Origin of the sequence: Streptomyces sp. NPDC048349 (assembly GCF_040651925.1) — a bacterium.
Classification (GTDB): Bacteria; Actinomycetota; Actinomycetes; order Streptomycetales; family Streptomycetaceae; genus Streptomyces.
On the sequence record NZ_JBEZLA010000080.1, the window covers coordinates 1 to 20,979 of the forward strand.

The 20,979-nt window shown below is 71.1% G+C and carries 24 protein-coding genes, 1 pseudogene and 1 riboswitch; of the genes and pseudogenes, 24 read left to right on the top strand and 1 reads right to left on the bottom strand.

All coding sequences use genetic code 11. The features are described from left to right. Window positions 1–239: 239 nt before the first annotated feature. From AB0D44_RS30600 to AB0D44_RS30680, 17 genes and pseudogenes are all read left to right on the top strand, one after another. A complete protein-coding gene (locus AB0D44_RS30600) occupies window positions 240–836 on the top strand; it encodes a hypothetical protein (RefSeq protein ID WP_362596933.1) in 597 nt (198 codons plus the stop codon). Window positions 837–1,095: 259 nt separating this feature from the next. Next, window positions 1,096–1,533 carry a 30S ribosomal protein S16 gene (gene rpsP, locus AB0D44_RS30605; protein ID WP_351318398.1) on the top strand — a complete coding sequence of 146 codons (438 nt, stop codon included), beginning with the start codon at window positions 1,096–1,098 and terminating at the stop codon, window positions 1,531–1,533. A 2-nt stretch (window positions 1,534–1,535) separates the two neighbouring features. Then, window positions 1,536–1,775 (top strand): RNA-binding protein, encoded by a 240-nt coding sequence (locus AB0D44_RS30610; protein ID WP_007266827.1) that lies wholly within the window; start codon window positions 1,536–1,538, stop codon window positions 1,773–1,775. 79 nt (window positions 1,776–1,854) lie between these two features. Continuing rightward, complete coding sequence (rimM, locus tag AB0D44_RS30615) at window positions 1,855–2,424, top strand: ribosome maturation factor RimM (RefSeq protein ID WP_362596936.1); 570 nt, start codon at window positions 1,855–1,857, stop codon at window positions 2,422–2,424. Further along, window positions 2,424–3,245 (top strand): tRNA (guanosine(37)-N1)-methyltransferase TrmD, encoded by an 822-nt coding sequence (gene trmD, locus AB0D44_RS30620; protein ID WP_362596939.1) that lies wholly within the window; start codon window positions 2,424–2,426, stop codon window positions 3,243–3,245. The genes rimM and trmD overlap by 1 nt, the downstream gene beginning before the upstream one ends. A 133-nt stretch (window positions 3,246–3,378) precedes the next feature. Continuing rightward, window positions 3,379–3,729 (top strand): 50S ribosomal protein L19, encoded by a 351-nt coding sequence (gene rplS / locus AB0D44_RS30625; RefSeq protein ID WP_073911044.1) that lies wholly within the window; start codon window positions 3,379–3,381, stop codon window positions 3,727–3,729. A 44-nt stretch (window positions 3,730–3,773) separates the two neighbouring features. After that, complete coding sequence (gene lepB / locus AB0D44_RS30630; protein ID WP_362596942.1) at window positions 3,774–4,502, top strand: signal peptidase I; 729 nt, start codon at window positions 3,774–3,776, stop codon at window positions 4,500–4,502. Further along, window positions 4,495–5,432: pseudogene (gene lepB, locus AB0D44_RS30635) on the top strand (signal peptidase I); the annotation flags it as partial. The gene lepB (AB0D44_RS30630) and the pseudogene lepB (AB0D44_RS30635), both read left to right, overlap by 8 nt. 31 nt (window positions 5,433–5,463) lie before the next feature. After that, entirely contained in the window at window positions 5,464–6,357 is an 894-nt protein-coding gene (gene lepB / locus AB0D44_RS30640) for a signal peptidase I (RefSeq protein ID WP_362596945.1), read from the top strand. 42 nt (window positions 6,358–6,399) lie between these two features. Further along, complete coding sequence (lepB, locus tag AB0D44_RS30645) at window positions 6,400–7,182, top strand: signal peptidase I (protein ID WP_362596948.1); 783 nt, start codon at window positions 6,400–6,402, stop codon at window positions 7,180–7,182. Further along, window positions 7,172–7,696: an NUDIX hydrolase gene (locus tag AB0D44_RS30650; protein ID WP_362596951.1), complete on the top strand. Its 525-nt coding sequence runs from the start codon at window positions 7,172–7,174 to the stop codon at window positions 7,694–7,696. The genes lepB (AB0D44_RS30645) and AB0D44_RS30650 overlap by 11 nt, the downstream gene beginning before the upstream one ends. A gap of 55 nt (window positions 7,697–7,751) precedes the next feature. Continuing rightward, on the top strand, window positions 7,752–8,060 hold the full coding sequence (locus AB0D44_RS30655) for a DUF2469 domain-containing protein (RefSeq protein ID WP_005311352.1): 309 nt from the start codon (window positions 7,752–7,754) through the stop codon (window positions 8,058–8,060). Between the two features lie 134 nt (window positions 8,061–8,194). Further along, window positions 8,195–8,566 carry a YraN family protein gene (locus AB0D44_RS30660; RefSeq protein ID WP_362596954.1) on the top strand — a complete coding sequence of 124 codons (372 nt, stop codon included), beginning with the start codon at window positions 8,195–8,197 and terminating at the stop codon, window positions 8,564–8,566. After that, window positions 8,566–10,200, top strand: coding sequence for a YifB family Mg chelatase-like AAA ATPase (locus AB0D44_RS30665; protein WP_362596957.1), 1,635 nt, complete (start codon window positions 8,566–8,568; stop codon window positions 10,198–10,200). The genes AB0D44_RS30660 and AB0D44_RS30665 overlap by 1 nt, the downstream gene beginning before the upstream one ends. Then, complete coding sequence (gene dprA / locus AB0D44_RS30670; RefSeq protein WP_362596960.1) at window positions 10,197–11,480, top strand: DNA-processing protein DprA; 1,284 nt, start codon at window positions 10,197–10,199, stop codon at window positions 11,478–11,480. The genes AB0D44_RS30665 and dprA overlap by 4 nt, the downstream gene beginning before the upstream one ends. A gap of 209 nt (window positions 11,481–11,689) precedes the next feature. After that, window positions 11,690–12,526, top strand: coding sequence for an RNA polymerase sigma factor WhiG (gene whiG / locus AB0D44_RS30675; protein WP_362596963.1), 837 nt, complete (start codon window positions 11,690–11,692; stop codon window positions 12,524–12,526). Window positions 12,527–12,578: 52 nt separating this feature from the next. Then, a complete protein-coding gene (locus tag AB0D44_RS30680) occupies window positions 12,579–13,136 on the top strand; it encodes a helix-turn-helix domain-containing protein (protein WP_362596999.1) in 558 nt (185 codons plus the stop codon). Window positions 13,137–13,166: 30 nt separating this feature from the next. Here AB0D44_RS30680 and AB0D44_RS30685 read toward each other — a convergent pair whose 3' ends face one another. Beyond that, entirely contained in the window at window positions 13,167–13,634 is a 468-nt protein-coding gene (locus AB0D44_RS30685) for a M23 family metallopeptidase (RefSeq protein ID WP_362596966.1), read from the bottom strand. A 250-nt stretch (window positions 13,635–13,884) separates the two neighbouring features. Between AB0D44_RS30685 and rpsB the strand changes: the two genes are divergently transcribed. From rpsB to AB0D44_RS30720, 7 genes are all read left to right on the top strand, one after another. Beyond that, a complete protein-coding gene (gene rpsB, locus AB0D44_RS30690; RefSeq protein ID WP_362596968.1) occupies window positions 13,885–14,763 on the top strand; it encodes a 30S ribosomal protein S2 in 879 nt (292 codons plus the stop codon). Window positions 14,764–14,898: 135 nt separating this feature from the next. Continuing rightward, window positions 14,899–15,735, top strand: a complete 837-nt coding sequence (gene tsf, locus AB0D44_RS30695; protein ID WP_361753374.1) for a translation elongation factor Ts — start codon at window positions 14,899–14,901, stop codon at window positions 15,733–15,735. 162 nt (window positions 15,736–15,897) lie between these two features. Further along, on the top strand, window positions 15,898–16,677 hold the full coding sequence (gene pyrH / locus AB0D44_RS30700) for a UMP kinase (protein WP_362596971.1): 780 nt from the start codon (window positions 15,898–15,900) through the stop codon (window positions 16,675–16,677). 85 nt (window positions 16,678–16,762) lie between these two features. After that, entirely contained in the window at window positions 16,763–17,320 is a 558-nt protein-coding gene (frr, locus tag AB0D44_RS30705) for a ribosome recycling factor (RefSeq protein ID WP_362302603.1), read from the top strand. Next, the gene (locus tag AB0D44_RS30710; RefSeq protein ID WP_362596974.1) at window positions 17,320–18,396 is read left to right on the top strand and encodes a phosphatidate cytidylyltransferase; all 1,077 of its coding nucleotides are present in this window, start codon (window positions 17,320–17,322) and stop codon (window positions 18,394–18,396) included. The genes frr and AB0D44_RS30710 overlap by 1 nt, the downstream gene beginning before the upstream one ends. Before the next feature lie 93 nt (window positions 18,397–18,489). Next, a complete protein-coding gene (gene rlmN / locus AB0D44_RS30715) occupies window positions 18,490–19,602 on the top strand; it encodes a 23S rRNA (adenine(2503)-C(2))-methyltransferase RlmN (protein WP_362596976.1) in 1,113 nt (370 codons plus the stop codon). Between the two features lie 58 nt (window positions 19,603–19,660). Beyond that, window positions 19,661–19,770, top strand: a riboswitch (TPP riboswitch). Between the two features lie 84 nt (window positions 19,771–19,854). Continuing rightward, on the top strand, window positions 19,855–20,955 hold the full coding sequence (locus AB0D44_RS30720; protein ID WP_362596978.1) for a thiamine ABC transporter substrate-binding protein: 1,101 nt from the start codon (window positions 19,855–19,857) through the stop codon (window positions 20,953–20,955). Window positions 20,956–20,979: the final 24 nt, after the last annotated feature.

The window sequence follows — 20,979 nt, forward strand, 5'->3', positions numbered from 1 at the left end:
CCGTGCACGCCGGCCTTGCTGACCACCGGCGCGCTGGCCGGGAAGCCGGCCAGCCCGTGGTCCACCAGGACCCGCGCGCCGGGGCTGAGGTGTGCCGGTCGACGTTACGTACCGACTCCTCCTGGGATCGGCGCACCCGTCCTCGTCAGGACGCATGAGACTGAACTGACTGGTACGTGCAAAAAATTTGGAATGGCCCGGAATCGGAACACCGGGGCACCTCGGCTCGTTGTCACGACGTGAGCACGACACCACCTGTTCTCGCCGCAGAGCTGGCGCAGGCGTGGGCCGACATTCAGCGGTACCACCCCGAGCTGCCTGACCTTGCCGCGCCCGAGTCCCTGATCGGAGAGTCCTCGTCCGCCTGCGGCGCCGAGCTCTCCTTCGAGCGACTGCTGCACGAGGCAGTCCACGGCATCGCCGCCGCCCGCGGTGTCCGCGACACTTCGCGCGCCGGCCGCTACCACAACCGCAGATTCCTCGCGATCGCCGAGGAGATGGGGCTGGACCACTCCGAGGAGCCCCACGCGAGCAGCGGCTTCTCGCTGGTCGCGCTCAACCCCGAGGCGAAGCGTCGCTACCGTCCCACCATCGAGCGCCTGCAGCGCGCGCTGAAGGCGCACACGGCCGCCACGGCCGCCGACACCAAGCGCAGCTTCCGGGGACCGGCCGCGCGGCACGGCTCCTCCGGCGGCGGCGTCCGCGTCAAGGCCGTCTGCGACTGCGGGCGCAACGTGCGGGTGGTCCCGTCCGTGCTCGCCCAGGCGCCGATCGTGTGCGGCGGCTGCATGAAGCCCTTCCGCATTCCCGAGGTCGCCCTCTCGGCCGCCTCCTGAGCGGCGGCCCCGCGGCGGGGCGCGGCCGCGAGGGCGAGGGTGCCGCCAGGCCCGCGCGGCCAGCTCCGCCGTGTCCCGGAGGGCCCGGGCCCTCCGGCTGAGCGCGCCGCAGGCGTATGGCACAATGGCTAGCTGTACTCGACAGTCGCATAGGACCCCTCTCTCCTCCGGCTGACGCGTCCATCGGGCACCCGAGTACCGCAACCCCACGTGGCATCTCATGTGCCCAACCACGTCAAGTTCAGGAGACACCACTCCAGTGGCAGTCAAGATCAAGCTCAAGCGCCTCGGCAAGATTCGCCAGCCGCACTACCGCATCGTCGTCGCCGACGCCCGTACCCGTCGGGACGGTCGCGCGATCGAAGAGATCGGTATCTACCACCCGACCTACAACCCGTCGCGCATCGAGGTCAACGCCGAGCGTGCGCAGTACTGGCTGTCCGTCGGCGCCCAGCCCACCGAGGCTGTGCTCGCCATCCTGAAGCTGACCGGTGACTGGCAGGCCCACAAGGGCCTCCCCGCCCCCGCGCCGCTGCTGCAGCCGGCGACGAAGGAAGACAAGCGTCGCTCCTTCGACGAGTTCGCCAAGGCCCTCGAGGGTGGCGACGCCAAGGGCGAGGCCATCACGCAGAAGGCGAAGAAGGCCGACAAGAAGGCGGACGAGGCTGAGGCCGCCGCCGAGTCGACCGAGGCCTGAGCATGCTCGAGGAGGCTCTTGAGCACCTCGTGAAGGGCATTGTGGACAACCCCGACGACGTGCAGGTCGCCTCGCGCAACCTGCGCCGCGGGCAGGTGCTCGAGGTCCGGGTCCACCCCGACGACCTCGGCAAGGTGATCGGCCGCAACGGCCGCACCGCACGTGCTCTGCGGACCGTCGTGGGCGCCATCGGCGGCCGGGGGATCCGCGTCGACCTCGTCGACGTGGACCAGGTCCGCTGAGCAGTTGAATCACCGGCACGGGCCGGGGAGGGCATTCGTGCCCGCCCCGGCCCGTCGTCGTCTGAACAGGAGAGAGACAGTGGAGCTGGTAGTCGCGCGGATCGGCCGCGCCCACGGCATCAAGGGTGAGGTCACCGTCGAGGTGCGCACCGACGAGCCGGAACTGCGGCTGAGTCCGGGCGCGGTGCTGCGGACCGAACCGGCGTCGGCGGGACCGCTGACCATCGAGACGGGCCGGGTGCACAGCGGCCGGCTCCTGCTGCGCTTCGCGGGGGTCAAGGACCGCACCGGCGCCGAGGCGCTGCGCAACATCCTGCTGATCGCGGACGTGGACCCCGCGGAGCTGCCGGAAGAGCCGGACGAGTACTACGACCACCAGCTGATGGACCTCGACGTCGTCCTCGAGGACGGCACCGAGATCGGCCGGATCACCGAGATCTCCCACCTGCCCTCGCAGGACCTCTTCATCGTCGAGCGACCGGACGGCACCGAGGTGATGATCCCCTTCGTGGAGGAGATCGTCGCCGAGATCGACCTGGAGGAGCAGCGCTGCGTCATCACCCCGCCGCCCGGGCTGATCGACGAGCGCGAAGCGGTCATCGACTCGACCCGCGACGAGGACTCCCAGCGCTCCGGGGACGACGCCTGATGCGTCTCGACGTCGTCACGATCTTTCCCGAGTACCTGGAACCGCTGAACGTCTCCCTCGTCGGCAAGGCGCGCGCCCGCGGCCAGCTCGACGTCCACGTCCACGACCTGCGGGACTGGACGTACGACCGGCACAACACGGTCGACGACACCCCCTACGGCGGCGGCCCCGGCATGGTCATGAAGACCGAGCCGTGGGGCGCGGCCCTGGACGAGGCGCTGGCCGACGGCTACGAGGCGGGCGCGCACGGGCCCGTCATGGTCGTCCCCACCCCCAGCGGCCGGCCCTTCACCCAGGAACTCGCCGTCGAACTCTCCGAGCGGCCCTGGCTGATCTTCACACCGGCCCGGTACGAGGGCATCGACCGCCGCGTCATGGACGAGTACGCCACGCGCATGCCGGTGTACGAGGTCTCCATCGGCGACTACGTCCTGGCGGGCGGCGAGGCCGCCGTCCTGGTCGTCACCGAGGCCGTGGCCCGGCTGCTCCCCGGGGTGCTGGGCAACGCCGAATCGCACCGCGACGACTCCTTCGCCCCCGGCGAGATGGCGAACCTGCTCGAGGGGCCCGTCTACACCAAGCCCCCCGAGTGGCGCGGCCGGGGCATTCCGGACGTGCTGCTCAGCGGCCACCACGGGAAGATCGCCCGCTGGCGCCGGGACGAGGCCTTCCGCCGCACGGCCCGCAACCGCCCGGACCTGATCGAGCGCTGCGAGGCCTCGGCCTTCGACAAGAAGGACCGGGAGATCCTGTCCATCCTGGGCTGGCAGCCGTCGGAGGACGGCCGATTTTGGCGCAGGCCGCAGGCCGTGGAAGAATAGGCGGCTGCTGTGTGCTCGCGGACGCCCCTGCCACAGGGGGACCGTCGGCCGCCGAGTGTCATGGCTCCCGAATTCTCTACGGAAACCCGCACCGGCGACCTGTGGCGTCGTGCGAAGAAAGCAGACGAAGAACATGTCTCACCTGCTCGATGGCGTCAACGCCGCCGCGCTCCGCTCGGACGTCCCGGCCTTCCGCCCGGGTGACACGATCAACGTGCACGTCCGCGTGATCGAGGGCAACCGCTCCCGTATCCAGCAGTTCAAGGGTGTCGTCATCCGTCGCCAGGGCGCCGGTGTCTCCGAGACCTTCACCGTGCGCAAGGTCTCCTTCAGCGTCGGCGTGGAGCGTACCTTCCCGGTCCACTCCCCGATCTTCGAGAAGATCGAGCTCGTCACCCGCGGTGACGTGCGCCGCGCCAAGCTGTACTACCTCCGTGAGCTCCGCGGCAAGGCCGCGAAGATCAAGGAGAAGCGCGACAACTGAGGTCCCCTCCGGCGTCCCGGGGTGGCCGGATAGGCTCGCCCCCGATGGACACCGAAGCACCTCACACGCAGCGCGGCCACTCTTCCCCCGTCGAGGGGGAGGGGCGGCCGCGTTCTGCGTTCTCCGCGGTCCTGCGGCCGCCGACCTGGCGGCGGGCCGGAGTGCTCGGCGTGATCTGCACCGTCTTCCTGCTGCTGCTGAGCAATTTCGTCGTCCAGCCCTTCCTGATCCCGAGCCGCTCCATGGAGCCGACGCTCGAGGTCGGCGACCGGGTGCTGGTCGACAAGCTGGCGTACCGTTTCGGCGACCAGCCGCGCCGGGGCGACGTGGTGGTCTTCGACGGCACCGGGTCCTTCGTCCGGGAACGCCCCGCGGGCCATCCCCTCGGCGAGCTGGTGCGCGGCGCGGCCTCGGCGCTCGGGATCGCGGAGCCCGCCGACACCGACTTCGTCAAGCGGGTCGTGGGCGTCGGGGGCGACGACGTGGTGTGCTGCGACACCGCCGGGCGCATCGAGGTCAACGGCGTCCCGCTGGACGAGCCGTACCTCTACCCGGGCGACGCACCCTCGAAGGTGCCCTTCCGGATCGTCGTACCCCTTGGGACCCTGTGGGTGATGGGTGATCATCGCTCCCAGTCCCGGGATTCGCGGGACCACCTGGGGGAGCCGGGCGGGGGGATGGTGCCGGTGGAGAAGGTGATCGGGCGGGCCGACTGGATCGGCTGGCCCGTCTCGCGCTGGGGCGCAGCCACGGCCGGCGGCCGGCATGGGTAGCCGCGGGCGGCCGCGCGGCGGGCGGGAGCCCGAGCGCAGACCCGAACCGGAGCCGGAACCCGTCGTGGCGGAGGGCGGCCGGGCCGAGCGGCGCCGGCTGGCCCGCCGCGTGCGGCGCCGCCGCCGCACGCGCCGGGCGGGTGAGCTGCCCCTGCTGGTCGTCGTCGCGCTGTGCATAGCCCTGCTCCTCAAGACCTTCCTGGTGCAGGCCTTCTTCATCCCGTCGGGGTCGATGGAGCAGACGATCCGGATCGGCGACCGGGTGCTGGTGGACAAGCTGACGCCGTGGTTCGGCTCCGAGGTCGAGCGCGGCGACGTCGTCGTGTTCAAGGACCCCGGCGGCTGGCTCAAGGGCGAGGTCGCCCGGCCGGCCCAGGACCCGGTCGGGGTCAAGCAGATCAAGCAGACCCTCACCTTCATCGGGCTGCTGCCCTCGGCGGACGAACAGGACCTGATCAAGCGCGTCATCGGCGTCGGCGGGGACACCGTCAAGTGCTGTGACGCCCGGGGGCGGGTCACCGTCAACGGCTCGCCGCTCGACGAGCCGTACGTGAACCCGGGCAACGCGCCCTCGGAGATCCGCTTCGAGGTGCAGGTGCCGGCCGGCCGGATCTTCGTGATGGGCGACCACCGGTCGAACTCGGCCGACTCCCGCTACCACCTCGACGAGGCCTTCGAGGGGACCATCGCCGAGGACGAGGTCGTGGGGGAGGCCGTGGTGATCGCCTGGCCGTTCGGGCACTGGCGACGACTGGATACGCCCGCAACCTTCCGGATGGTGCCCGATCACGCGCGACGCGAGGCACACGGGCGTCGTCGGCGCCGCCGCGGCACCTCGTTCGCATAGTGTGTCCTGGGTCTCCCGCGCCTTAGGGAACTCCCGCTCGTTAAGGGAGGGGAGGGCCCGTTTTCCGGTTCGGGAGCGGGCGGTGAATCCGAGTGAGGAGTGGATGTGGGGGACGTGGCGGTAGGCGCACGGTCCGGACGCGATGAGGGTGAGGAGCGGCCGGACGACGCCGTCAAGCACGAGGCCGATGAGGACGGCGGTGCCAAGGCGCACCCGCACCGCTCGTTCTGGAAGGAGCTTCCGCTCCTGATCGGTATCGCGCTGCTGCTGGCCCTGCTGATCAAGACCTTCCTCGTGCAGGCGTTCTCGATCCCGTCCGACTCGATGCAGAACACCCTGCAGCGCGGGGACCGGGTGCTGGTGGACAAGCTGACCCCGTGGTTCGGCTCCGAGCCCGACCGGGGCGAGGTCGTCGTCTTCCACGATCCGGCGAACTGGCTGTCCGGTGAGCCCACCCCGGAGCCGAACCTCGCCCAGCAGATCCTCAGCAAGATCGGCCTGATGCCGGACGCCGCCGAGAAGGACCTGATCAAGCGCACGATTGCCATCGGCGGGGACACGGTCGAGTGCAAGAAGGGGGGACCGGTCGTCGTCAACGGCAAGCCGCTCGACGAGCCGTACATCTTCCCCGGCAACACCGCGTGCGACGACGCCCCCTTCGGCCCCCTCACCGTGCCCAAGGGCAAGATCTGGGTGATGGGCGACCACCGCCAGAACTCCCAGGACTCCCGCTACCACATGCAGGACGCCACCCAGGGCTTCGTGCCCGTCGACAAGGTCGTCGGGCGGGCCATCGTGGTGGCGTGGCCGATCACCCGCTGGTCCACGCTCCCCATCCCCGACACCTTCGACCAGCCGGGCATCGGCAACCAGGCCGCGGCGCCCGCGCCCGGCGCCGCCGGGCCGGCTGCGGTCGGGCCGGGCCCGGCCGCGCTGGGGCTCGCCGGCGCGGTGCCGCTCGTCATGTGGCGCCGGCGGAGGCTGACCACGGGGCGTACCGCCGGGTAGGGTGCCGCCCAGGTCGACGATCTCCGACGTGGGAGCGCTGCAATGGGCGGAACACAGGACATACGCAGGAGCAAGGACGGCCACGGCGGTCTCGGCAACGTGTTGTCGGGCATCGCCGTGGCCGTCGGCTTCGCGCTCTTCCTCGGCGGTTTCGTGTGGGGGGCGCTCGTCTACCGCCCCTACACCGTGCCCACCGACTCGATGATGCCCACGGTGCTGCCCGGGGACCGGGTGCTGGCCCAGCGCATCGACGGCGGCGAGGTGCGCCGCGGGGACGTGGTCATCTTTACTGATTCCATGTGGAGCGATTCGCCCATGGTCAAGCGGGTCGTCGGCATCGGCGGCGACACCGTGAAGTGCTGCGGCGCGGGGGGCGAGCTGACCGTGAACGGCACGGCCCTCGACGAGCCGTACGCCGACCGCACCCAGCCCGATTCGGGCCTGGCGATGCCGCCCGGGCAGGCCCCGGCCCCGGGGACGCCCTTCGAGGTGACGGTTCCCGAAGGGAACCTCTTCCTGCTCGGCGACCGGCGGGCCGCCTCCCTCGACTCCCGGGCCCACCTCCAGGAGGCCGGGCAGGGCACCGTCCCCCGGTCGACGGTCAGTGCCCGGGTGGACGCCGTGGCCTGGCCCTCCGCGGCGATGCTGGAGCGGCCGCGGACGTACGCGGCGCTGCCCGGCGGGATCTCCCGGCCCGGCCCACTGCGGCTCCAGCTCGTGATGGTGGCGGCCGGCGCCGCCCTGGTGGTGCTGGGCGCCGCCTACGGGCCCCTCGTACGGCTCCTCGGGCGCGGGCGGCGGCAGGAGCGGGCCGGTGTCCGCTGACCCGGCGGCGGCCCCGGCTCCGGTCCCGGGCCCCGTCCCCCGGAAGGTGTCGCGGGTGATCCTGCTGGACCCGGCGGACCGGATCCTGCTGCTGCACGGCTTCGAACCGGCGGACCCGGCGGACGACTGGTGGTTCACACCGGGCGGCGGGCTGGAGGCCGGCGAGAGCCGGGAGCAGGCGGCGCTGCGGGAGCTGGCGGAAGAGACGGGGATCACACAGGTGGATTTGGGGCCGGTGCTGTGGCACCGGTACTGCTCCTTCCCCTTCGACGGGCGCCGCTGGGAGCAGGACGAGTGGTACTTCCTGGCCCGAACCACCCAGACGCGGACCCGGCTGGGCGGGCTCACCGAGCTGGAGCGGCGCAGTGTCACCGGAGCCAGGTGGTGGACCTCCGAGGAACTTCTCTCGGCGCGTGAGACGGTGTACCCGACCAGACTCGCCGAGCTGCTCCGTACGCTGCTCGACGACGGTCCTCCGGGTGCGCCGGTGGTCCTGGCCCCGGAAATCGTTTAGGGGCGCATGGGCCTGGCGCACAATAGGGGGACGCACGGCTGAAGGGGAACATGCCATGAGTGCCGAGGACCTCGAAAAGTACGAGACCGAGATGGAGCTGAAGCTCTATCGGGAGTACCGCGACGTCGTCGGGCTGTTCAAGTACGTGATCGAGACCGAACGCCGTTTCTACCTCACCAACGACTACGAGATGCAGGTGCACTCGGTCCAGGGGGAGGTCTTCTTCGAGGTCTCCATGGCGGACGCCTGGGTCTGGGACATGTACCGGCCGGCCCGGTTCGTGAAGCAGGTGCGGGTGCTGACGTTCAAGGACGTGAACATCGAGGAGCTCAACAAGAGCGACCTCGAACTGCCGGGCAGCTGAGTCTGCCCTTCGTCCCCTTCCCTTCCTCTCTTCAGCCGTACGGGTGACCGGGTTATCCACAACGGCGGAGTTGTCCACCAAGATCCACAGGGTGGGCGGGGGCGCGGGATCGTCGGTGCCGGAGGTGGTGCCGGATGAACGCGAAGGGCGTGGCACAGCAGGCATTGGGGCGGTACGGCGAGGATCTCGCGGTGCGGCGGCTGGCCGAGGCCGGGATGACCGTGATCGCGCGGAACTGGCGGTGCCGGGGCGGGGAGATCGACATCGTCGCCCGGGACGGTGACGCGGTGGTCGTGTGCGAGGTGAAGACCCGCCGGGCCGGGCACTTCGAACATCCCATGGCCGCCGTGCGGCCCGGCAAGGCCGAGCGCTTACGCGTGCTCGCCGGGCGCTGGCTCGCCGACCACGGCGGACCACCGCCGGGCGGGGTGCGCATCGACCTGGTCGGGGTCCTGCTGCCACGGCGCGGTGCGCCCGTGGTGGAGCACGTCAGGGGGGTGGCCTGATGGGGTTCGCCCGAGCCTGTTCGGTGGCCCTGGCGGGCGTCGACGGCGTGGTGGTGGAGGTCCAGGCCGACCTGGAGCCCGGGGTCGCGGCCTTCACCCTGGTGGGGCTGCCGGACAAGACGCTGGTGGAGAGCCGGGACCGGGTGCGGGCGGCCGTGGTCAACTCGGGGTCCGCCTGGCCGCAGAAGAAGCTCACCGTCGGGCTCAGCCCGGCCTCCGTGCCGAAGTCCGGAGCCGGGTTCGACCTGGCCGTGGCGGCCGCGGTGCTCGGCGCCGCCGAGGTCGTCGACCCGGACACGATCGCCGATCTCGTCCTGATCGGCGAGCTGGGGCTGGACGGCCGGGTGCGTCCGGTCCGGGGGATCCTCCCGGCGGTCCTCGCCGCCGCCGAGGCCGGATACCGGCACGTGGTGGTCCCGCAGCAGTGCGCCGCCGAAGCCGCGCTCGTCCCGGACGTCTCGGTGCTCGGCGTGCGCAGCCTGCGCCAGCTGATCGCGGTCCTGACCGACGGCCCGGTCCCCGAAGAGGAACCCGCCGACCCCCCGGGCCGCCCCGACCCGATACTGGCCGGCCTGGTCCTGCCGGGCGCGGGCCTGGGTACGGGCCTGGCGCCCGGCCGCTCCGGTCACGGGGACGCCGGGGACTTCCCCGATCTCGCCGACGTGGCCGGGCAGCACACCGCGCGCCGCGCCTTGGAGGTGGCGGCCGCCGGCGGGCACCACCTCTTTCTCAGCGGGCCTCCCGGGGCGGGCAAGACCATGCTGGCCGAGCGGTTGCCCTGGATCCTGCCGCCGCTCACCCGCCAGGATTCCGTGGAGGTCACCGCGGTCCACTCGGTGGCGGGCATCCTTCCGCCGGGTGAACCGCTCATCACCCGCCCGCCCTACTGCGCACCGCACCACTCGGCGACCATGCAGTCCCTGGTGGGCGGGGGCAACGGGATCCCGAGGCCCGGGGCGGTCTCGCTGGCCCACCGGGGCGTCCTCTTCCTGGACGAGGCCGCCGAGTTCCACAGCCGGGCGCTGGACGCACTGCGCCAGCCCCTCGAGTCGGGGCACGTGGTCATCGCCCGCGCGGCCGGGGTGGTACGGCTCCCGGCCAGGTTCCTCATGATCCTCGCCGCGAACCCGTGCCCGTGCGGGCGCCACACCCTGCACGGAGCCGGGTGCGAATGCCCGCCCTCGGTGATCAGGCGCTATCAGGGCAGGCTGTCGGGGCCGCTGCTCGACCGGGTCGACCTGAGGGTGGGGGTCGAGCCCGTGACCCGGTCGGACCTGCTCGGGCAGGGCGGTCGGGGGGAATCCACCGAGGTGGTGGCCGACCGGGTGCGGGAAGCCAGGGAGCGCGCCGCGGTCCGGCTCGCCGGCACGCCGTGGCGACTGAACTCCGAGGTGCCCGGCCAGGAACTGCGCACCCGCTGGCAGGCGGGTCCCGGGGCCATGGCCCAGGCCGAACGGGACATGGAGCGCGGCCTGCTCACGGCGCGCGGCCTGGACCGGGTGCTGCGCGTCGCCTGGACGGTTGCCGACCTGCGAGGGCGCGACCGCCCCGAGGCGCTGGACGTGGCCGTGGCCCTGGAGCTGCGCACCGGCATCGCCCGCGGGGCGACCCTGGCGGCGGGGGCGGGGCCATGACCGGGGCGCAGGACACCGGGCCGCTCGCGGGGCGGAGCGGCGGGCCGGCCGGGCCGGGTGGGGGCGCTGCTGAGCCGCCGCGGGAGGGCTGCGGCGCAGGTGGTCCGGGTCCGCCCGCGGCCGGGGAACAGGAGGTCCTGGCCAGGGCGGCGTTGACGCGGGTGTTGGAGCCCGGAGAGGAGAGGGGTGGGCGGTGGCTGCGGGAGTACGGGGCCGTGGGGCTGATACGGATGCTGACCGGGCCCGAGGGGGAGGGGCCCGGTGGGGTGGGGGCCGAGCGGCTGGCCGGGTACCGCAGGCGGGCCGCGCTCGCCGATCCCCGGCGGGACCTGGCGCTGGCCGCCGAGTCGGGAGGGCGGTTCGTGTGTCCCGGATCGGCGGAGTGGCCCCGTCAGCTCGACGACCTCGGTGACGCGCGGCCCGTCGGGCTGTGGCTGCGGGGCCGGCCGAACTTGCGGACCTGGGCGCTGCGTTCGGTGGCCGTGGTAGGGGCCCGGGCCTGTACCCCGTACGGGGCGCACATGGCCCAGACCCTGGCCGCCGGGCTCGCCGAGCGGGGCTGGATCGTCGTCTCCGGAGCCGCGTACGGGATCGACGCCGCCGCCCACCGCGGGGCCCTGGCCTCCGGCGGAGCCACCGCGGCGGTGCTGGCCTGCGGGGTGGACGTCGCCTATCCCCGCGGACACGCCGGGCTCCTCGGCCGGATCGCCGGCCAGGGGCTGATCCTGGGCGAGCTCGCGCCCGGCAGCCACCCGACCCCGAGCCGGTTCGTCCTGCGCAACCGGGTCATCGCCGCCCTCACCCGGGGCACGGTCGTGGTGGAGGCCGCCCACCGCAGCGGCTCGCTGGTCACCGCCCGGCGGGCCCAGGCGCTCGGGAGGTTCACCATGGGCATCCCCGGCCCCGCCACCAGCGGGCTCTCGGCCGGGGTGCACGAACTCCTGCGCGGTGAGGCCGTCCTCGTCACCGACGCGGCGGAGGTGGTCGAACTCGTCGGCGCCATCGGCGAGCTGGCCCCCGAACGGCGCGGACCCGTATTCGCCAGGGACCTGTTGGACCGGGAGACCGGCCGCGTGCTCGAAGCGCTCCCCGCCGGCCGTCCGGCCCACGTGGACGAAGTGGCACGTGCCTGCGGCAACGGCACCGATGAAGTCATCGGCAGACTGTACGAACTTCACTCTCTGGGGTTCGTCGAACGGCAGGGCGACGGCTGGCAGTTGACCGGACCATCGCCCGTAAGCGGCACACAAACCGGAGCCCCTCGGCGAGGCGGTCGTTGACCTGGGGCGTTCCGGTGAAAGAGTGAAACCGATGAGAGACGCGGTCCTCCCGGTGACAGTCGCCGGGACCGTGCGCCAGGCGCCGGTCCCGGGTCGCCCGTGCGAGTCGGGTCGCCCCTGCGCCCCCGCGCCATCCCGTACTCTTCGCGCACCGCGACACTTCCGTCACGCTACGCTCCCAAGGAATCCCGCTCCGGCAAAGGCGAAGCATGCCCCAGCACACCTCAGGGTCCGACCGCGCTGCGGTGCCCCCCGCTGCCCGCGGCAGTGGGCGGTCCACCGCGCCCTCGTCCCTGGAGGTGCTCTGGCGCTCGTACAAGGACTCCGGTGACGAGAGGCTGCGGGAGCAGCTGATCCTGCACTACTCGCCCCTGGTCAAGTACGTGGCCGGCCGCGTCAGCGTGGGCCTGCCGCCCAATGTGGAGCAGGCCGACTTCGTCTCCTCGGGCGTATTCGGACTGATCGACGCCATCGAGAAGTTCGACATCGACCGGTCGATCAAGTTCGAGACCTACGCGATCACCCGGATCCGCGGGGCGATGATCGACGAGCTGCGCGCCCTGGACTGGATCCCGCGCTCGGTGCGGCAGAAGGCGCGGGCCGTGGAGCGGGCCTACGCCACGCTCGAGGCCCAGCTGAGGCGCACTCCGACCGAGAGCGAGGTCGCGGCGGAGATGGGGATCGGGGTGGAGGACCTCCACACGGTTTTCAGCCAGCTGTCCCTGGCCAACGTGGTCGCGTTGGAAGAGCTCCTGCACGCCGGCGGGGAGGGCGGCGACCGCCTCTCGCTGATGGACACCCTGGAGGACACCGCCGCCGACAATCCGGTGGAGGTGGCGGAGGACCGGGAGTTGCGGCGTCTGCTGGCCCGGGCGATCAACACGCTTCCCGAGCGGGAGAAGACGGTGGTCACCCTCTACTACTACGAGGGGCTCACGCTGGCCGAGATCGGCAACGTGCTGGGCGTCACCGAGAGCCGGGTCAGCCAGATCCACACCAAGTCCGTGCTGCAACTGCGGGCCAAGCTCGCCGATGTGGGGCGGTGAGCTTGCGGTACCTCCGTAGAGTGGAGGCGTGCCCAGGATTCGAGCGGCCTCCGTGGCCGAGCACCGGTCGATGCAGCGCGGCGCCCTGTTGGACGCCGCGCGTTCCCTGCTGTCCGAAGGCGGGACGGAGGCGCTGACCTTCCCCGCCCTGGCGGAGCGGACCGGGCTCGCCCGGTCCTCCGTGTACGAGTACTTCCGCTCCCGCGCGGCCGTGGTCGAGGAGCTGTGCGCGGTGGACTTCCCCGTGTGGGCCGCCGAGATCGAAGCGGCCATGGAGCAGGCGCAGTCGCCCGAGGCCAAGATCGAGGCCTACGTACGCAGCCAGCTGGGTCTGGTGGGCGACCGGCGGCACCGGGCGGTGGTGGCCATTTCCGCGAGCGAGCTGGACGCCGGGGCGCGGGAGAAGATCCGCGCGGCCCACGGGGGGCTGGTGGCGATGATCGTCGAGGCCTTGGCGGCCCTGGGCCAGGCGGAGCCGAGGCTGGCCGCCATGCTGCTGCAGGGGATCGTGGACGCCGCCGTCCGGCGGATCGAGCTCGGTGCGGCCGAGGATCCGGACGTGGTGACGCATACGGCGGTCGCCATGGCGCTGCGGGGCGTCCGGGGCTGAGGTCTCCGGGCTTCGCCGGCCCCCCGGGCGTCACCCGCCGGCGGGGACGGGATGCGGCAGGAGGCGGGGAGCGGGGCGGGGAAGGAGGGTGAGCGGATTGAGGTACTGCTCGCCCGACAGGAGCCCCCAGTGGAGGCACGGGGCCGGGCAGTGGGAGCCCTCGGTGAGGACCGCCACCACCTGGCCCGCTGCCACCGCCTCGCCCTCCGCGACCAGCGCGCGCACCGGTTCGTAGGTCGTGCGCAGGCCGTTGGGAAGGGCGAGGGAGAGGACTCCGCGGCCCGCGACCGGGCCCGCGTAGTGGACCCGGCCCGCCGCGACCGCCCGGACTTCCGCGCCCACCGGGGCGGACAGGTCCACGCCGCGGTGCCCGGCCGCGTACGGGGTCGGCGGCGGGTCCCACCAGCGGGCCACGGACAGGGGCGCGGGCAGCGGGCGGACGCCGGGAACGGCGGCCTGGATCAGGGTCAGCAGCAGGCTGAGCAGCAAGGTCGTCATGGCGCACAGCGTCCCGCGCCCGGCGCGGCGGTGCGCCGACCTGTGGACAACCGGCGGGGTGTGGACAACGGCGTCACCCGGCACACCGCCGGGTCCCGTACACTTCTTGTGGCGATCCGGGTCACCGGGTCGACTTCGCACGCCCCAGCACCAGCCTTGAACGGCCAGGTGAGAGCGTCTCTCGGTCCCTTCGTCGGGGCAGGGCGCGGCGGGGCGTCAGGAACCAAACCGAGAAACCAAGGAGATGGCCATGGCCGTCGTCACGATGCGGGAGCTGCTGGAAAGCGGCGTCCACTTCGGTCACCAGACCCGCCGTTGGAACCCGAAGATGAAGCGCTTCATCTTCACGGAGCGCAACGGCATCTACATCATCGACCTGCTGCAGTCGCTGTCGTACATCGACCGCGCCTACGAGTTCGTGAAGGAGACCGTCGCGCACGGTGGCTCCATCATGTTCGTCGGTACCAAGAAGCAGGCCCAGGAGGCCATCGCCGAGCAGGCGACGCGCGTGGGCATGCCGTACGTCAACCAGCGCTGGCTGGGTGGCATGCTCACCAACTTCTCCACCGTCTACAAGCGCCTCCAGCGTCTGAAGGAGCTTGAGGCGATCGACTTCGAGGACGTCGCCGCCTCGGGTCTCACCAAGAAGGAGCTCCTGGTCCTCTCCCGCGAGAAGACCAAGCTGGAGAAGACCCTCGGTGGTATCCGCGAGATGTCGAAGGTCCCCAGCGCCGTCTGGATCGTCGACACCAAGAAGGAGCACATCGCCGTCGGTGAGGCGCGCAAGCTCCACATCCCGGTCGTCGCGATCCTCGACACCAACTGCGACCCCGACGAGGTCGACTACAAGATCCCGGGCAACGACGACGCGATCCGCTCCGTCACCCTGCTCACCCGCGTGATCGCCGACGCCGTCGCCGAGGGCCTCATCGCCCGCTCCGGCGCCGCGACCGGCGACTCGAAGCCGGGCGAGAAGGCCGCTGCCGAGCCGCTCGCCGAGTGGGAGCGCGACCTGCTCGAGGGCGACAAGAAGGCCGACGACGCCGAGGCCGCTCCGGCCGAGGCCGCTGTCGAGGCCCCGGCCGCCGAGGCCGTCGAGGCCCCGGCCGCCGACGCCGAGCAGGCCTGACCCACTGAGAGCGCCCGGCGTTCACGCGCCGGGCACTCGAGGCACGGACGATGACGGCGGGGGAGCCGCGCCACGAGCGCGGCGCCTCCGCCGTTCACCCGTAGATCTACGACTTCGAGAGAGAATCACAGACTCATGGCGAACTACACCGCCGCTGACGTCAAGAAGCTCCGCGAGCTCACCGGCGCCGGCATGCTGGACTGCAAGAACGCGCTCGTGGACGCCGACGGTGACGTCGACAAGGCCCAGGAAGCGCTCCGCATCAAGGGTCAGAAGGGCGTCGCCAAGCGCGAGGGCCGTTCTGCCGAGAACGGTGCCGTCGTCTCCCTCATCGCCGACGACAACACCTCCGGTGTCATCGTCGAGCTGAAGTGCGAGACCGACTTCGTCGCCAAGGGCGAGAAGTTCCTGGCCGTCGCCAACCAGCTGGCCGCGCACGTCGCCGCCACCTCCCCGGCCGACCTCGAGGCGCTGCTCGCGTCCGAGATCGAGCCCGGCAAGACCGTCACCGCTTTCGTCGACGAGGCCAACGCCAACCTCGGCGAGAAGATCGTCCTGGACCGCTTCGCGCAGTTCACCGGCGGCTACGTGACCGCGTACATGCACCGCACGATGCCCGACCTGCCGTTCCAGATCGGTGTCCTGGTCGAGCTCGACAAGGAGAACGCCGAGGTCGCCCGCGGCGTCGCGCAGCACATCGCCGCGTTCGCCCCGCAGTGGCTGTCCGCCGAGGACGTCCCGGCCGAGAAGGTCGAGTCCGAGCGCCGCATCGCCGAAGAGGTCACCCGCGCGGAGGGCAAGCCCGAGGCTGCCATCGCGAAGATCGTCGAGGGTCGCGTCAACGGCTTCTTCAAGGACGCCACGCTGCTCGGCCAGGCCTACGCTCTGGACAACAAGAAGTCCGTCCAGAAGGTCCTGGACGAGGCCGGTGTCACCCTGAAGCGCTTCACCCGCATCAAGGTCGGCATCTGAGTCCGTCCGTACACGACGGACACCGGACCCCGGTAGGGTCTGAGGCAGTCACCCGTGCTTGCGCGAGGCGACCGCAGATCTGACGAGGAGGCCATTGCCGCAGAGGGAACCGCAAGGACCCACCGGCAATGGCCTTCTTCGTATGTGCACGAGGAGATCTCCATGAATCAGGGCGTGGACCCCCACACCGCATCCGACGAGAAGAGCGACCAGGACAAGAAGGGCCGCCGCTTCATGCTGAAGCTGTCGGGCGAGGCCTTCTCGGGTGGCAGAGGACTGGGCGTCGACCCCGACGTCGTCCACGCCATCGCGCGCGAGATCGCCGCGGTGGTCCGTGACGGCGCGGAGATCGCCGTCGTGATCGGCGGCGGAAACTTCTTCCGCGGCGCCGAGCTCCAGCAGCGCGGCATGGACCGGGCACGGTCCGACTACATGGGCATGCTCGGCACCGTGATGAACTGCCTCGCACTCCAGGACTTCCTGGAGAAGGAGGGCATCGACTCCCGCGTGCAGACCGCCATCACCATGGGCCAGGTCGCGGAGCCGTACATCCCGCTGCGTGCCGTCCGGCACCTGGAGAAGGGCCGCGTCGTCATCTTCGGCGCCGGCATGGGCATGCCGTACTTCTCCACCGACACCACGGCCGCCCAGCGCGCCCTGGAGATCGACGCCGAAGCCCTGCTCATGGGCAAGAACGGGGTCGACGGGGTCTACGACTCCGACCCGAAGAAGAACCCGGACGCGGTGAAGTTCGACGCGCTGGAGTACGGCGAGGTCCTCTCCCGCGACCTCAAGGTCGCCGACGCCACCGCCATCACCCTGTGCCGTGACAACAAGCTTCCGATCCTCGTCTTCGAGCTGCTCGCCGAGGGCAATATCGCCCGCGCCGTCAAGGGTGAGAAGATCGGCACGCTCGTCAGCGACCAGGGAACCCGGGCCTGAGCAGTCCGCTGCCGGACCGAGCCCGGACCGGCCCCGCCCGTCATGCCCGCCTGAACCATCCATTCAAGACATGCAGGAGCACGTGGTGACCGAAGAGATCCTCCTCGAGGCCGAGGAGAAGATGGAAAAGGCCGTCGTCGTCGCCAAGGAAGACTTCGCCGCGATTCGCACCGGTCGTGCGCACCCGGCGATGTTCAACAAGATCGTGGCGGACTACTACGGCGCCATCACGCCCATCAACCAGCTCGCCTCCTTCTCGGTTCCCGAGCCGCGCATGGCGATCGTGACCCCGTTCGACAAGAGCGCCCTGCGCAACATCGAGCAGGCCATCCGCGACTCCGACCTGGGCGTCAACCCCAGCAACGACGGCAGCATCATCCGGGTGACCTTCCCCGAGCTGACGCAGGACCGCCGCAAGGAGTACATCAAGGTCGCCAAGAACAAGGCCGAGGACTCCAAGGTCTCCATCCGCTCCATCCGCCGCAAGGCGAAGGACGCCCTTGACAAGCTGATCAAGGACAAGGAGGCCGGCGAGGACGAGGTGCGCCGCGCGGAGAAGGAGCTCGACGACACCACCGCGAAGTACGTCGCGCAGGTGGACGAGCTCCTCAAGCACAAGGAAGCCGAGCTCCTCGAAGTCTGATGAACGACTCTTCCTGGCAGCCGGAGCCGGTTCCGGCGGGTCCCGCATACGATGCGCAGGTGGGCCCGCACACTCGGCCCATGCCCATCGTGCCCGATGCCGCCGGCCGTGACTTCGACGACCGGGAAGCACGCGATCGGGGGGCCGCCGTGGACGGCGGCCCCCTCTTCCGCGCCGAAACGCCGCCGCAGGAGCCCATGCCCAGCCCCCCGCCCCCGCCTTCCCAGGCACCGCAGGACGCTTCGCCTCCGCCGCCGAAGAAGCGGGCGGGCAGGGACCTGCGCGCCGCCATAGGGGTCGGCGTCGGCCTCGGCGCGGTGATCTTCGCCTCGCTGTTCATCGTCAAGGCGGTCTTCGTCGGCGTCATCGTCGTCGCGGTCGTCGTGGGCCTGTGGGAGCTCACCTCCCGGCTCCAGGAGAAGAAGGGCATCAAGGCCCCGCTGGTCCCGCTCGCCGTCGGCGGCGCGGCCATGGTCATCGCCGGATACGTCCGGGGAGCCGAGGGCGCCTGGGTGGCCATGGCCCTGACGGCCCTCGCCGTCCTGGTCTGGCGGATGACCGAACCGCCCGAGGACTACCTCAAGGACGTGACGGCGGGCGTCTTCGCGGCGTTCTACGTGCCCTTCCTGGCCACGTTCGTCGCGATGCTGCTCACCGCCGACGACGGGCCGCAGCGCGTGGTCACCTTCCTGGTGCTGACGGTGGTCAGCGACACCGGGGCCTACGCCGTGGGCTGGCGCTTCGGCAAGCACAAGCTCGCGCCCCGCATCAGCCCCGGCAAGACGCGCGAGGGGCTGTTCGGCGCGGTCGCCTTCGCGATGGCGGCCGGCGCGCTGTGCATGGAGTTCCTGATCGACGGCGGCGCCTGGTGGCAGGGGCTGCTGCTGGGGCTGGCGGTCGCGGTCAGCGCCACGCTGGGCGACCTCGGCGAGTCGATGATCAAGCGGGACCTGGGCATCAAGGACATGGGCACCCTGCTGCCGGGCCACGGCGGCATCATGGACCGGCTCGACTCGCTGCTGCCGACGGCGCCGGTGGTGTGGCTGCTGCTGGCAGCCTTCGTGGGTACGGGCTGACCTGCGAAAAGGCGTCCCAAGACGCCGGGCGGTTACTCTTGAAGGGCGCGCTGCTTCTGCGGCGCGCCTTTCGTCTTACGAGGAGTACCTGCCATGGCCCGCCCTGTTCCGGGAGAGCTCACCTTCGTCGCCCCGCGCGGAGCCAAGAAGCCGCCCCGGCACCTCGCCGACCTCACTCCCGAGGAGCGCCGTGAGGCGGTCGCCGCGATCGGCGAGAAGCCGTTCCGGGCCAAGCAGCTCTCCCAGCACTACTTCGCCCGCTACGCCCACGACCCGGCCGAGTGGACCGACATCCCGGCGGCCTCGCGCGAGAAGCTCCACCAGGAGCTGCTGCCGGAGCTGATGAACGTCGTGCGGCACATCAGCTGCGACGACGACACCACCCGCAAGACCCTGTGGAAGCTGCACGACGGCACGCTCGTCGAGTCCGTGCTGATGCGCTACCCCGACCGGGTCACCATGTGCATCTCCTCGCAGGCCGGCTGCGGCATGAACTGCCCGTTCTGCGCCACCGGCCAGGCCGGCCTGGACCGCAACCTGTCCACCGCCGAGATCGTGCACCAGATCGTCGACGGCATGCGCGCGCTGCGCGACGGCGAGGTCCCCGGCGGACCGGCCCGCCTGTCGAACATCGTCTTCATGGGCATGGGCGAGCCGCTGGCCAACTACAACCGCGTGGTCGGCGCCATCCGCCGCCTCACCGACCCCGAGCCGGACGGCCTGGGCCTGTCGCAGCGCGGCATCACCGTCTCCACCGTCGGCCTGGTCCCGGCCATGCTGCGCTTCGCCGACGAGGGCTTCAAGTGCCGCCTCGCGGTCTCGCTGCACGCGCCCGACGACGAGCTGCGCGACACCCTGGTCCCCGTGAACACCCGCTGGAACGTCCGCGAGGTGCTCGACGCGGCCTGGGAGTACGCCGAGAAGTCCGGCCGCCGGATCTCCATCGAGTACGCCCTGATCCGCGACATCAACGATCAGGCCTGGCGCGGCGACCTGCTGGGCAGGCTGCTCAAGGGCAAGCGCGTCCACGTCAACCTGATCCCGCTGAACCCGACGCCGGGCTCCAAGTGGACCGCCTCGCGGCCCGAGGACGAGCGGGCCTTCGTGGAGGCCATCGCCCGGCACGGCGTCCCCGTGACCGTACGCGACACCCGCGGCCAGGAGATCGACGGCGCGTGCGGCCAGCTCGCGGCCTCGGAGCGCTAGATTCCGCCTCGCGGCATCCGTATTCGGCCACGCGGTACCCTGTGGCCGAACCAATTTCATATTCCGACAGGGGAGCGCCACAGCGCTGAGAGTGCGGTATCCGTCATCCGCAGACCCTCTGAACCTCGCCCCGGTCATTCGGGGTAGGAAGTTCGGTCACCACTCATGCTGTTGCGCCCTGCCCGGCGTCCGCTCCCACAGAGCGCCGGGCAGGGCCGCGTCTTCTCCTGGTCATCCCAGGAGGAATCACCAGTGAGCACCACCCAGAAGATCGCGGGCGCCGCGCTCGCGGCCGCCCTCGGCGTCACCACGCTCAGCGCCTGCGGCGGCGGCGACGCCAAGGACAAGCCCGCCGGCGCGAGCGACGCTCCGAAGTCCAAGACCGTCACGCTCGTCTCCCACGACTCCTTCAACGTGACCGACACGGTCCTCAAGGAGTTCGAGCAGCAGAGCGGCTACACCGTCAAGGTGCTGAAGTCCGGGGACGCGGGCGCGGCGCTCAACCAGGAGATCCTCACCAAGGGCTCCCCGCGCGGCGACGTCTTCTTCGGTGTGGACAACACCCTGCTCTCGCGCGCCCTCGACAACGGGATCTTCACCCCGTACGAGGCCAAGGGCCTGGGCGAGGTCAAGCCGGAGTTCCAGCTCGACAAGGAGCACCGGGTCACCCCGATCGACTCCGGCGACATCTGCGTCAACTACGACAAGGCCTACTTCGCCGACAAGAAGATCGCCCCTCCGCAGACGCTGGACGACCTGGTCAAGCCGGAGTACAAGAACCTGCTGGTCACCGAGAACGCCGCGACTTCCTCCCCCGGCCTGGGATTCCTGCTCGCCACCGTCGGCAAGTACGGCGACGAGGGCTGGAAGGACTACTGGAGCAAGCTGAAGGCGAACGGCGTCGAGGTCGTCGACGGCTGGGAGCAGGCCTACAACGAGCGCTTCTCCGGCTCGGCGGGCGGCAAGAAGGCCAAGGGCGACCGCCCGCTGGTCGTCTCCTACGCCTCCAGCCCGCCGGTCGAGGTGCTGTACGCCGAGCCGCAGCCGGCCGAGGCCCCGACCGGTGTCGCCACCGGCACCTGCTTCCGGCAGGTCGAGTTCGCGGGACTGCTGAAGGGCGCGAAGAACGAGGAGGGCGGCAAGGCCCTCGTGGACTTCCTGATCGGCAAGAAGTTCCAGGAGGACATGCCGCTGCAGATGTTCGTGAACCCGGTGACGAAGGGCGCTTCCCTGCCGGAGCTGTTCACCAAGCACGGTGTGGTGGTCGAGAAGCCCGAGAACGTGGCTCCCGAGACCATCGCCAAGAACCGTGAGCAGTGGGTCAAGGCATGGACCTCGCTCGTCGTGAAGTAAGCGGTACCCGGGGAGCGGGCGCGG

Coding starts and splice junctions, on each gene's coding strand:
- AB0D44_RS30685 (WP_362596966.1), bottom strand. CDS start 13,634: ATGACGACCTTGCTGCTCAGCCTGCTGCTGACCCTGATCCAGGCCGCC.
- dprA (WP_362596960.1), top strand. CDS start 10,197: ATGACCGGGGCGCAGGACACCGGGCCGCTCGCGGGGCGGAGCGGCGGG.
- AB0D44_RS30665 (WP_362596957.1), top strand. CDS start 8,566: ATGGGGTTCGCCCGAGCCTGTTCGGTGGCCCTGGCGGGCGTCGACGGC.
- AB0D44_RS30710 (WP_362596974.1), top strand. CDS start 17,320: ATGAACGACTCTTCCTGGCAGCCGGAGCCGGTTCCGGCGGGTCCCGCA.
- AB0D44_RS30660 (WP_362596954.1), top strand. CDS start 8,195: ATGAACGCGAAGGGCGTGGCACAGCAGGCATTGGGGCGGTACGGCGAG.
- whiG (WP_362596963.1), top strand. CDS start 11,690: ATGCCCCAGCACACCTCAGGGTCCGACCGCGCTGCGGTGCCCCCCGCT.
- AB0D44_RS30655 (WP_005311352.1), top strand. CDS start 7,752: ATGAGTGCCGAGGACCTCGAAAAGTACGAGACCGAGATGGAGCTGAAG.
- AB0D44_RS30610 (WP_007266827.1), top strand. CDS start 1,536: ATGCTCGAGGAGGCTCTTGAGCACCTCGTGAAGGGCATTGTGGACAAC.
- rplS (WP_073911044.1), top strand. CDS start 3,379: ATGTCTCACCTGCTCGATGGCGTCAACGCCGCCGCGCTCCGCTCGGAC.
- lepB (WP_362596942.1), top strand. CDS start 3,774: ATGGACACCGAAGCACCTCACACGCAGCGCGGCCACTCTTCCCCCGTC.
- trmD (WP_362596939.1), top strand. CDS start 2,424: ATGCGTCTCGACGTCGTCACGATCTTTCCCGAGTACCTGGAACCGCTG.
- tsf (WP_361753374.1), top strand. CDS start 14,899: ATGGCGAACTACACCGCCGCTGACGTCAAGAAGCTCCGCGAGCTCACC.
- rpsB (WP_362596968.1), top strand. CDS start 13,885: ATGGCCGTCGTCACGATGCGGGAGCTGCTGGAAAGCGGCGTCCACTTC.
- pyrH (WP_362596971.1), top strand. CDS start 15,898: ATGAATCAGGGCGTGGACCCCCACACCGCATCCGACGAGAAGAGCGAC.
- lepB (WP_362596948.1), top strand. CDS start 6,400: ATGGGCGGAACACAGGACATACGCAGGAGCAAGGACGGCCACGGCGGT.
- rlmN (WP_362596976.1), top strand. CDS start 18,490: ATGGCCCGCCCTGTTCCGGGAGAGCTCACCTTCGTCGCCCCGCGCGGA.